The sequence below is a fragment of the Pseudomonadota bacterium genome, assembly GCA_034660915.1.
Classification (GTDB): domain Bacteria; phylum Desulfobacterota; class Anaeroferrophillalia; order Anaeroferrophillales; family Anaeroferrophillaceae; genus DQWO01.
The window spans coordinates 1-11,157 of record JAYEKE010000154.1; the positions used below are offsets into that span (position 1 = coordinate 1).

At 46.8% G+C, this 11,157-nt stretch carries 13 protein-coding genes; 10 read left to right on the top strand and 3 right to left on the bottom strand.

Annotated elements, in window-relative coordinates:
- The 5 genes from U9P07_09055 to U9P07_09075 form a co-directional block, all read left to right on the top strand.
- Nucleotides 1–377 (top strand): tetratricopeptide repeat protein (locus tag U9P07_09055; protein MEA2109551.1); only part of this gene is annotated, 377 nt, incomplete at its 5' end.
- 253 nt (nucleotides 378–630) lie between these two features.
- Complete coding sequence (locus tag U9P07_09060) at nucleotides 631–846, top strand: biotin/lipoyl-containing protein (protein MEA2109552.1); 216 nt, start codon at nucleotides 631–633, stop codon at nucleotides 844–846.
- A gap of 184 nt (nucleotides 847–1,030) precedes the next feature.
- On the top strand, nucleotides 1,031–2,401 hold the full coding sequence (locus U9P07_09065; GenBank protein MEA2109553.1) for a pyruvate/oxaloacetate carboxyltransferase: 1,371 nt from the start codon (nucleotides 1,031–1,033) through the stop codon (nucleotides 2,399–2,401).
- Between the two features lie 234 nt (nucleotides 2,402–2,635).
- Nucleotides 2,636–2,788 carry a hypothetical protein gene (locus U9P07_09070; GenBank protein MEA2109554.1) on the top strand — a complete coding sequence of 51 codons (153 nt, stop codon included), beginning with the start codon at nucleotides 2,636–2,638 and terminating at the stop codon, nucleotides 2,786–2,788.
- A 122-nt stretch (nucleotides 2,789–2,910) separates the two neighbouring features.
- On the top strand, nucleotides 2,911–3,435 hold the full coding sequence (locus U9P07_09075; GenBank protein ID MEA2109555.1) for an NYN domain-containing protein: 525 nt from the start codon (nucleotides 2,911–2,913) through the stop codon (nucleotides 3,433–3,435).
- Between the two features lie 205 nt (nucleotides 3,436–3,640).
- Here the strand turns inward: U9P07_09075 and plsY are convergent, their stop codons facing one another.
- From plsY to queD, 3 genes are read right to left on the bottom strand one after another with little or no spacing between them, the layout of a single operon-like run.
- The gene (gene plsY / locus U9P07_09080; protein MEA2109556.1) at nucleotides 3,641–4,228 is read right to left on the bottom strand and encodes a glycerol-3-phosphate 1-O-acyltransferase PlsY; all 588 of its coding nucleotides are present in this window, start codon (nucleotides 4,226–4,228) and stop codon (nucleotides 3,641–3,643) included.
- Nucleotides 4,225–4,998, bottom strand: a complete 774-nt coding sequence (gene folE2 / locus U9P07_09085; protein ID MEA2109557.1) for a GTP cyclohydrolase FolE2 — start codon at nucleotides 4,996–4,998, stop codon at nucleotides 4,225–4,227. Before folE2 ends, plsY begins: the two co-directional genes overlap by 4 nt.
- Nucleotides 4,999–5,373 (bottom strand): 6-carboxytetrahydropterin synthase QueD, encoded by a 375-nt coding sequence (queD, locus tag U9P07_09090; protein ID MEA2109558.1) that lies wholly within the window; start codon nucleotides 5,371–5,373, stop codon nucleotides 4,999–5,001.
- 458 nt (nucleotides 5,374–5,831) lie between these two features.
- On the opposite strand from queD, the gene U9P07_09095 reads away from it, so the two are divergent.
- The 5 genes from U9P07_09095 (at nucleotide 5,832) to U9P07_09115 (ending at nucleotide 11,105) form a co-directional block, all read left to right on the top strand.
- Nucleotides 5,832–6,692 carry an RNA polymerase factor sigma-32 gene (locus tag U9P07_09095; GenBank protein MEA2109559.1) on the top strand — a complete coding sequence of 287 codons (861 nt, stop codon included), beginning with the start codon at nucleotides 5,832–5,834 and terminating at the stop codon, nucleotides 6,690–6,692.
- A gap of 119 nt (nucleotides 6,693–6,811) precedes the next feature.
- Nucleotides 6,812–7,810 (top strand): tRNA (adenosine(37)-N6)-threonylcarbamoyltransferase complex transferase subunit TsaD, encoded by a 999-nt coding sequence (gene tsaD / locus U9P07_09100; GenBank protein ID MEA2109560.1) that lies wholly within the window; start codon nucleotides 6,812–6,814, stop codon nucleotides 7,808–7,810.
- A complete protein-coding gene (locus U9P07_09105) occupies nucleotides 7,807–8,274 on the top strand; it encodes a DUF2062 domain-containing protein (protein MEA2109561.1) in 468 nt (155 codons plus the stop codon). Before tsaD ends, U9P07_09105 begins: the two co-directional genes overlap by 4 nt.
- A gap of 37 nt (nucleotides 8,275–8,311) precedes the next feature.
- Nucleotides 8,312–9,145 (top strand): 16S rRNA (adenine(1518)-N(6)/adenine(1519)-N(6))-dimethyltransferase RsmA, encoded by an 834-nt coding sequence (rsmA, locus tag U9P07_09110; GenBank protein MEA2109562.1) that lies wholly within the window; start codon nucleotides 8,312–8,314, stop codon nucleotides 9,143–9,145.
- Nucleotides 9,146–9,371: 226 nt separating this feature from the next.
- Nucleotides 9,372–11,105 carry an HDOD domain-containing protein gene (locus U9P07_09115; GenBank protein MEA2109563.1) on the top strand — a complete coding sequence of 578 codons (1,734 nt, stop codon included), beginning with the start codon at nucleotides 9,372–9,374 and terminating at the stop codon, nucleotides 11,103–11,105.
- Nucleotides 11,106–11,157: the final 52 nt, after the last annotated feature.

An 11,157-nucleotide genomic window follows, 5' to 3' on the forward strand; every position in this document is an offset into this window, starting at 1 on the left:
AGGAGCTTTTAAAAGAAAATCCTGAAGATGCGACGGTTCTCAATTATATTGGTTATACTTACGTTGAGCTGGGGGTTCAGCTTGATGATGCCGAGAAGTTAATCCGCAAGGCGCTTTCCCTGAAACCCGACAGTGGCTTTATTATAGACAGCCTGGGATGGCTGTTTTATGCTCAAGGTAAATATGAACAGGCTTTGGAATATTTGTTGCGGGCATCTACGTTGATTTCTGATGATCCGGTTATTTTTGAACACCTTGGAGACGTTTATCAGAAACTGGGCGAAAGAGAAAAATCGCTGGAAATGTATCAACGTTCATTGAAAATAAAAAAAGAGGACCGGGTGGCGGCAAAGATTAAGGTTCTTTTGAATAACTGATTGTAAGATGATGATAATATTGGTTTTATCTTTATCATAGGTTTTCAGCCTTCAGCTTAACCAGCTGTTTTCCCTATATTTTACTGAAAGCTGACTGCTGATCGCTGAAAGCGTTCATCCGGAAATGAATGTTTCCGGATGAATACTAGGCTGTAAATATGTTGAGAAAAATGTTGCAAACAGATTGCCAGTATGTTACCATTATCTTTAGTGGTGTATAGAGTAAAATTAAAATTTTTCAGGAGGCGTACAAATGAGTGAAGTTATTACTTCCCCGATGGTGGGAAAAATTCTTGATGTCAAGGTAAGTGTTGGCGACCAGGTTTCTGAGGGTGATGAGGTGGTAATCTTGGAAGCCATGAAGATGGAAATGCCAGTTGTTGCTCCCGTCGGTGGAACTGTTAAAGCTATCAATGTAACCGTTGGTCAGGCGGTAGAATCTGATACTGCGATTGCTGAGATCGAATAGGCAAAAATAGAAAACGGTGCTTTCAGGACCGTTTTCTTTTTTCAAAAATTTTATTGGATACAGTATACAGTTATAAATCAAGCCGATGAGTGATCTGACTGTTTCTGGATGCAGTGCAGGATGGATGATTGTAAACCCCCTGTGGGGGATAACTATCTCATCAAACGGAAGTTAGGAGGATGTTATGTCACACAAAGTTCAGATAACTGATACCGTTCTACGGGATGCTCACCAATCTTTGCTGGCAACCAGGATGCGTACCAAGGATATGCTGCCGATTGCTTCAGCGCTGGATAAAATCGGCTACTGGTCACTGGAAGTCTGGGGTGGGGCAACCTTTGATTCCTGTCTGCGTTTTCTGAAAGAGGATCCGTGGGAACGTCTGCGGGCGTTACGGCAGGCTATTCCCAATACCCGTCTGCAGATGTTGCTTCGGGGTCAGAACATCCTTGGATACCGTCATTATGCCGATGATGTCCTGCAGACTTTTGTGGAACGGGCGGCGACCAATGGTATTGATGTTTTCCGGATTTTTGATGCCCTCAATGATCCCCGCAATATGCGGATGGCCATGGAGTCGGTTAAAAAGGCCGGCAAGATTGCTGAGGCGGCGGTCAGTTATACCATCAGCCCGGTGCATGATAACGACTATTTTGTCAAACTGGCACAGGAACTGGTGGGGATGGGAGCCGATACTATCTGTATTAAGGATATGGCCGGCTTGCTGGCTCCTTATGATGCTTTTGAGCTGGTTAAATCCATGAAAGAAAAAATCGATGTTCCCATCCACCTGCACTGTCATTGTACCAGTGGTATGGCCCATATGACTTATTTGAAAGCCATTGAGGCCGGGGTTGATATCCTTGACTGCGCCATCTCAACTCTTTCCCAGGGGACGTCGCAACCACCGACGGAGAGCCTGGTGGCCGCCTTGCGCGATACGCCTTATGATACCGGTCTTACTTTGGAACCGCTGGCGGAAATTGCCGCCTATATAAAAGATGTGCGGGCTAAATATGATGCCTATGAAAGTGGTTTTACCGGCGTGGATACCAATGTTTTAATCTATCAGGTGCCGGGTGGAATGATGTCAAATCTGGAAACCCAACTGCGGGATCAGGGAGCGATAGGCAAGCTGAAGCAGGTTCTGGAAGAGATTCCCCGGGTCAGGCATGATTTTGGTTATCCCCCGCTGGTAACCCCGAGCAGCCAGATTGTCGGCACCCAGGCAACCCTTAATGTGCTGACCGGTAAACGCTATATGATGATTCCCAACGAGTCTAAAAATGTATTAAAGGGGATGTATGGCCTTTCTGTTGCTCCTTTTGATCCTGAAGTGCAGAAAATGGCATTAAAAGGGGAAGAACCGGTAACTTGCCGCCCGGCTGATTTGATTCCGCCGGAAATGGAAAAATTAACCGTGGAGCTGGGTGATAAGGCAAAAAGTGTTGAAGATGTTTTGTCCTATGCCCTGTTTCCCAAAGTCGCCCTGGAATTTTTTGATGAACGTGAAAAAGGTGAGCTCAAGCCTGAGGAAAAGCTGCCTAAAGATTAATTGCGCGCTTGCCGGTTTTAAATTGAATCAGGAGGCCGGGGAAACCTTGCCTCCTTTTTTATTTCACCATAAAGAACATGAAGAATATGTAGTATTGTAAAAAAATCTTCACGAGCTTCATGACTTCATGGTCGCTTGATTTTCTTGTTTTTTACCGCAGAGTTTTATATGTAACTCAACTTTCTGAGTTGTGAAAAAACAGCTTGAAAAAATTTGCTTCAAGGATATTCCGGCATGGCTCTCACTCATTCTTGCTGCACATCGTGTGCAGCTAGTGGGGACACCGCTAAAGCAATGTCCCCGTGTCCGCCGCGAATCACCGTCGTGGTGATTCGTTCGGCGGTCAATGCCGCCTGCCTGTGCGTGCCGCACGCAGACAGGCTGTGAGCCAAGCCCGAATATCCTAATGATGTCTCCTGGCAACACAACTCAGAAAGTTGAGATGTAAGTTACTAATTGCTAGCGGCTAAAAGCTGATCACTCAATTTAGTCGAATATGTCAGGAAGTTATGCGATTAGCTATTGATGGATATAACCTGATTGCGGCCATTGCCGGTAGTCCCCTTGATTTCCTTGATCTGGAAGTTGAACGGGAAAGCCTGATCGGTATGCTGGCTGATTATCGTTCCTGCCGTCGGCATGTGGTGGAAGTGGTTTTTGATGGCTGGCAGGTTGCGGCTGCTGGAGCCCGAAAGTCCCATGAACAGGGGGTGAAGATAATCTTTTCCCCTTTAGGCATGAAAGCAGACTTGGTTTTGCTGCGCTTGGCCGAAAAATATGGCTCCGGATTGACGGTGGTGACCGATGATGGTGATCTGCGTCATAAAGTTCAGCGATATAATGCCGTGACCATCGGCGCATTGGAATTTTATGACCAGATGATGGTCGCGGTTATTGCCGGGGAAAAAGGGCTTACCGGCGAAGATGATGACCTTGCTGAGCGTCGGCAGGACAGGTCGACGAAAAAAAAAGGAAATCCACGGCGTTTATCCCGCAAGGAAAGGCAGAAAGCCAAGCGGATTAAATCATTATAATGAATTATGGGGGACTGGACCTTAATTATTGATGGGTTTCCAATAATTAAGTATCCTGTCCCCATAATTCCATAATTCCATGGATGTTCCGGCATGGCTCTCGCTCATTCTCGCCGGCCGTCCATGGCCTGCCTGTGCGTGCCGCACGCAGACAGGCTAAGAGCCAAGCCCGAACATCCTATAATGTTGAGATAGTCGCTTCAAGTCAGAAGAATTTAGGCTCCTGCCCCGCAACTAATCGCTTCAGGTTCTCCCGGTGTTTATATATTGTCAGGATGGCAATAACAAGAGCACTCAGGACATACGCTTTAGGGTAGCTCAGCAGACAAATGCAGACAGGGATGGTCAGGGCGGCCGCCAGGGAGCCAACCGAAACAATGCGCACGGTCAGCATTATCACCGAGAATAAAATGATTTCAATGGCAATCGCCCAGGGCGTCAGGATAAGGAAAATGCCCAGGGCGGTAGCAATTCCTTTCCCGCCTTTAAACCCGAGGAAAATCGGATAGAGATGACCGAGAAAAGCTGCCAGCCCGGCCAGCCCGGCAATGTATGGTGTTTCCGGAGCCAGCCAAATTCCAGCCAGAGCCGGTGCGGCACCTTTAAGAGCATCCCCGATCAGGGTAACAACTCCTGCTTTTTTGCCGCCTATGCGGCTGATGTTGGTCGCGCCGATATTGCCGCTGCCCTGCAGCCTGGGATCTGGAGTGCCCAGGAATTTGCTGACCAGGATGCCGCAGGGGATTGAGCCGATCAGGTAGGCGGCGATAAGCAGGAAGATAACAACGGTCACAGGTATTTCTCAACAAAAGCATAGGCGTTGTGGTTATGGATGCTTTCCATGTTCTCGGCTTCAACCGTAAACCAGATTATATTCTGATCCTGTAGCAGCTTGCCGGCAATCTCCCGCACCAGATCTTCCACGAACATAGGATGTGCATAGGCCCTTTCTGTCACATATTTCTCGTCAGGTCTCTTAAGTAGTGGAAAAATATCGCAGCTGGCGGTATTCTCAATGAGTTTGATCATGTCTTCAATCCAGACAAATTCCTTGAAGCTGAAGTTTACCGTTACCGTGCTGCGCTGATTGTGAGCTCCCGCGTCACTGATGGCCTTGGAACAGGGGCAGAGGCTGGTAACCGGAACCTTAACCTGAACTCTGAAGTCCAACTCATCCAAGGTGAGGCTGCCGAAAAACTTGCAATGATAAGTCATTTTGCTTTTAGCCCGGCTGACGGGGGCTTCTTTATCAATGAAATAAGGGAATGAAATTTCAAGGTGGGCTGATTCGGCTCCCAGGTGAGTTTTGATTTCCTTAAGAATATTAGGAAACAGATTGATGCCGATTTTATTATGGTATTGATTGAGAATTTCAACAAACCGGCTCATGTGCGTCCCCTTGAAATGATGGGGCAGGCTGACATACATGTTGAAGTCGCCAATGGTATGCTGAACGCCAAAGGTTTTGTCAAGAACCTGGATGGGATATTTAATTCCTTTAACCCCTACTTTGTTGATTTCGATCTGTCGGTGATCTGACTGCTGCTGAATATCTTCAATCATTTAATCCCTCATGTAGGAGGCTGCCGCCCGTTCTGATTCCCAGGCTGTAACTTTATAAACTGAAACCTGCTGATCTGCTAATCTTTTTTCGAGCTCAGTAAATATATACCGGGCAATAAGTTCTGAAGAAGGGCTTTGCCCGACAAACGCGGGGTGCTCGTTAAGGTAGCAGTGGTCAAGGGATTGTATAATTGCTTCCGTGTGATTTTTAAGGATTTTAAAATCAAGCAACATGCCGCTTTGGTCCAGTTCATTGCCACGTATCATGATTTCAATCTTCCAATTATGTCCATGGAGTTTTTCGCACTGACCGCAATAGTGCAGCAGGTTGTGGGCAGCGGCAAAAGAAGTTTCTATTTTCAATTCATAGGCCATGGTACAAGCCTTCCTCCTGTTAATAGTCTGGATAGTGCAATTAATAAAAATGACGAACGATATGGATGTGTATATGGAATGACTGCCTCTATATAGTGTAAATGAATCATTTTTGTCAATGGTATAGCTTCCTGATTAGTAACTATTTAGCCCATTGCATCGCTACTTAAGTAGTAAACTCGGGACTGTCCCCAGCTTCACCGGGGGCTGTCCCAGATGTTTACGGACTATGAAACAATGTCGGCATGCGCCGCAAAAGCCTGGGACAGTCCCCTTTTAAACCAAAAGGCTCGGGGACAGTCCCGGTTTTGCTCACAGCAGTGCACTTTATAAAGATGTGCTGAATAGTTACCCTGATTAAATCATTATAAAAAATGTTTGCAATATGATGGGAATATGCTATATTAGCACTCATGTAAGACGAGTGCTAATAATCTTTATGACGATGAGGTGATAAAATGGCTAACAATACTCAGTTGATTCCTGTAGCCAACTCGTTTTCTCTGTACATGACGGAAATAAACCGCTTTCCTCTGCTTAAGCCTGAGGAGGAGAGAGAGCTTGCCTTCCAATATCATGATCATGGAGACCTCGAAGCTGCACATAAGCTGGTTGTCAGTAACTTACGTTTTGTGGTTAAAATTGCATCTGAATATAGTGGCTACCAGATGAAGAAAATGGACCTGATCCAGGAAGGCAACCTGGGTTTGATGACCGCGGTAAAGAAATTCGATCCTGAGCGGGGTTACAAGCTAATTTCTTATGCTGTATGGTGGATACGGGCTTATATTCAGGATTATATCATGCGGTCATGGAGCCTGGTGAAAATTGGCACAACTCAACTGCAAAAACGATTGTTTTACAAACTTTCCAAGATCAAAGGGTTGCTTAATGGTAATGAGATTGATCGTGAAGCCATGCGGGCACTGATGGATGGGCAGGAAGACGATGAAAAGGTCCGGGCCCTCTACGAGCGGCTCAGCCAGCGTGATCTCTCACTTTTTCGAACCATAAATGATGGAGATGCCACTTATATGGATATGCTGGTCTCCGATGATAATCAGGAGAAAGCCTTAATTGATCTGGATGAACAGCAGATGTTGCAGGAGAAAGTCAGGGAGGCGTTGTCCATGCTTACCAGTCGTGAGCGGCAGGTCGTGGAAGGGCGGTTTTTTTCCGGATCAGCGAAAACATTGCAGGAAGTCGGAGACGGTTTGGGGATTACCCGTGAGCGGGTCAGACAGTTGGAAAATAATGCAAAAAAGAAATTAAAAAAACGTCTTGAAATCGAATTGGATAATTTGTCATTGGCGGCTTGAGGATCTCGATAAAAATGTTAATTTATGATAATGGCCGGTCAAAAAGACCGGCCTTTATGGTTTTAGGCCGGGCGTAAAAATAGCTTGTTTGGTGACTGTAAATCGGCTAAAATGACGATATGTTAACTTTGGCCATCGAAACTTCATGTGATGATACCTGTGCCGCGGTCCTGGCCCAAGGCAGAGAAATCCGTTCCAATATCATTTCGAGCCAGATTGATATCCATCGGCCTTATGGTGGTGTGGTTCCAGAACTTGCATCGCGCCAGCATCTGGAAAATATTGACTGGGTAGTAACGCAGGCACTGAAAGAGGCAGATACCGCCCTGGCTGAGATGGGTAGTATCTGTGTTACCTGTGGTCCAGGTCTGGTGGGCTCATTATTGGTTGGTATTTCCTATGCAAAATCGCTGGCCTTTGCCCGGCAACTGCCGCTGGTCGGGGTCAATCACGTTGAAGGCCATCTCATGTCGTCGCTGCTGGTTAATGAGCGGCTGACCTTTCCTTTTGTTGGCCTGGTGGTCTCCGGTGGGCATACCAGTATTTATCTGGTGCGCGAATGGCACGATTATCAGCTTCTGGGGCGAACCATTGATGATGCGGCCGGCGAAGCATTTGACAAAATAGCCAAAATGATGAATCTGGGTTATCCTGGCGGACCGGTGATTGAGCGCTTGGCGACTCAGGGTGATCCCCGGGCCATAAAGTTTCCCCGCGCATATATGGGGGCTGATTCGCTGGATTTCAGTTTCAGTGGTTTAAAAACATCGGTCCGTACATTTCTGGAAAAGAATGAATCCGCGGTTCCGGCGATTATTCCTGACGTTGCGGCCTCTTTTCAGGCCGCGGTTGCCGATGTTTTAACCCGCAAGGCTCTGAAGGCGGCTGAGATGTTCAAAGTTTCGTCCATCGCTCTGGCCGGTGGCGTTTCGTGTAACTTTGCTATCCGTAATAACTTGATCCAGGCTGCTGGAGGCCGGGGTGTTGAAGTGTATGTAGCTCCTCCGGTTCTTTGTACTGATAATGCGGTGATGATTGGACAGGTTGGTTTCCGTCTGCATCAACAAGGTAAAAGGGATGAATTGAATCTCAATGCCTATTCCCGCCTGCGATTATGAAAAAGGGAAAAAAGCCTGATATCCGCTCGATGATCAGAATGTTGCTGGGGAGCACTGATAATCCAGCAACCATTGCCCGTGGGGTTGGAGTGGGTCTCTTTGTTGCTTTTTCCCCCCTGTTGGGGCTGCACACATTTCTGGCCATTTCTCTTGCCTTTCTTTTGCGTGGAAATCGTCTGGCTTCTCTGCTGGCCAGCTGGATATGCAACCCACTGACCATGATTCCCATTCTTTACTTTGACTTCAAGGTTGGAGAAATACTTCTGTCTTCCTCAATTCCTTTTCCTGAGGGTATTCATACGCTTAAGGATATTATTCATGCCGGCAGCCAGGTTGCCTGGCCGTTGCTGGTGGGTGGTCATTTGATCGGGCTGGTGTTGGGCCTTGCCAGCATCCCGATTATTAACTTCCTGGTTGTTTACCTGCGGCGGAATCAAGATTTAACCGATTCCCAGGGGGATTAACCGGGGAATCGATGTTGATGATATTTCAGGAATATTGATGACTTACCGGTTTAAGAAAAAACTGGGCCAAAATTTCCTCCATGATGCCAATATCGCCCGAAAAATTATTGATCTGGCGGCTCTGGCAGCAGGGGAACCGGTTTTTGAAATTGGTCCTGGAAATGGCTTTTTAACTACCTTTCTCCTGCAGGCGACAACGCCGGTAACGGCGATTGAAACTGATACGGATTTGCTGCCTGATCTTCGGCGGCGGTTTTCCACCTGCCGGGAAAATGAATTTAACCTGGTTTATGGGGATGTGCTCAAATGTGATCTGGAGCATGAACTTGGTGATGTTTATCTGCGGCATGGAAAAATCTGCGTGGTTGCCAATATTCCCTATCAGATAACCACCCCGATTATTTTTTTGCTGATTCGGTATCGTCATCTTTTTTCCCGGGCGGTATTGATGATGCAGGAAGAAGTTGCTGCCAGGATTCTGGCGGCGCCAGGCAGCAAATCATATGGCCGTCTGTCCATTATGACTTCATTATTTTGTCAGACAATGCCCGGATTTACTGTATCACCCAGCTGTTTTTATCCTCAGCCCCGGGTATGGTCGAGGGTTGTTTCACTTAATTTTCTGTCTCAGCCATCCTGCCAGATCAGTAATGTGGCATGGCTGGGAGATTTAATTAAACGCTTGTTCAGCCAGCGGCGCAAGAAGATTATTAATCCGCTCTCCAACTGGAAATTAGCCCTGGAACGTTCTCAACTGGCTGAATTGTTACTACAGCACGGGTTTTCACCCGATTGTCGGGCCGAAACCATGACCGTAAGTGAACTCTGCCGACTGGCAGAGCTGATGGCAAGGATAAAGGCCAAAGGATAAAGGATAAAGGCCAAAGGCTAAAGGTTAAAGGAACTGGACACCGTAAAATATAAAGAGTCGTAAAAATTCTTCTTCCTGATTTTTATGGGGGTATTCATTTTTCAAGGTAGCCTTTACATTTTATGGGCCGGGTGCTATATATCTCCCAAGTGAAAAAACCTTGTTTTAGCAGATGCACTGCTGGAAAGAAATATCTTTTGAATTGCTGCTGTAAGGGAGAATGCTGATGACCAGAGAGGAAATTCTGGATCTGGTTTCCAAAATGGATAATCTGCCCAGGTTACCACAGGTCGCCATTAAACTGATGGAAATCAGCATGGATGACCAGACATCGGCTAAGGATATTGCTGATATTGTGATGGAAGATCCAACAATTACTGCTTATCTGCTGAAGTTAATTAATTCTCCCTTCTATGGCTTGCGGGAAAAAATCACCACTGTTTCACACGGGATTGCCCTTTTGGGTGTTGACGTGGTGAAAAATGTGGTTTTGAGCCTGGCGGTTCTTGATATTATGAAAAATAAGGCAGCCAATAGTCCGGCTTTGCGTAATTATTGGGAACGTTCACTCTATACCGCCATTGCCGCCCGTCTCTTTGCCCAGCAGATCGGCTACCCGGCGCCGGAAAAAGCTTTTATTGCCGGGCTGCTTGCTGATCTGGGTTCGTTGATTCTCTGGGGAATCGACCCCATACTTTATAAAAAAGTTCTGCGAAAAGATGATGGTGGCCGGGGTGACCGCAGCGCGGTTGAAAAAGCCTTTTATGGTCTTGATCACACGGAAGCCGGGATGGCCCTGGCCCAGGTCTGGAATCTGCCGGAAGAATATGTCGGGGTGATTTCCCTGCATCATAATCTTGATATTCTGGCCGATCTGGAAGACGAGACGATCAAGACGCTTGGTGAGTTTGTACATCTTGGTTCCGTGGTTGCGAGTATATTTATTTCAGGGGAGGATGGTTTTAAGACCGAGTATCTAAAGTCCGTTGCGTTTTCCCTTTTCAGCCTTCAGGAAAAGGTGATTGATGCCCTGCTGCTGCGGTCCAGCCGGCAGTTGGAATCTTTGTTGGTGGATGCTGACCTGGGGCCCTTGAATAAAAAATCCTATTTCAAGATTCTCCAGGATTCCAATAAAAAACTGGGGGAATATAATCTTAAACTTACCCGTTCACTCATGGAACATGAGCGGATGAAGAAGGTCAGAGAAGAACTGCTGGCCATGGTTTCCGAGGATGTAAAGTCTCCTCTCTCCGCCATTATCGGCTATTCTTCTCATCTGTTAGATGATCTCCCGTCTAAACGCAGTGAACTTATTTCCCAGTTGCAGGAAATATATAACAGCGGTAAGAAATCCCTGTCCATGATTAATGAGTGGACAAAACTGATGGGGATGGAAGAGACGGATTTACAGGTTAGCCCGATCCGGGGAGATATGGGCTTGATGCTGACGGAATTTCTTGAAATGATAGCTGCGCGGGTGCAAAAGAAGGACATAAAAATCAGCCATGATTTTCATTCACCAATGCCATCATTTCCTTTTGATGAATATAAACTTGGACATGCTTTTATCAACCTGTTGGAATTGGCGATGATGCTGGCGGGGGATGGCGGTGAGATATCCCTTAAGAGTGATGTGGTGACGATTCCGGGAGAATCTCAGCCACAGACCGGCCAGAAGCGGCTTTTTGAATTGTGCATTGAAGAGCATGGTCCGGTGAGTGATGATTCCAGGCGGACAGCTTTGCGCTCAACCCTGAAACAACCTGAAAAGATTACCCGATTTTCAGATCACCTTAATGATTCCGGGGTATACCTGGCCCGTTCTATCATCAATTCCCATGGTGGCCAGATGAAGATAGAATGGGGACGCGAGGGAAATGCTGTCTTTATCGTCCAGCTGCCGATCTCATGGTCGTCAGAAAGTCTCGATAATTACGTATCCGCGGTTTCCCCTGAATAGATTTGAGGCCCATCCTGATAAGCCGGCTTAGCCGGAACCAAAAAAGGCGCAG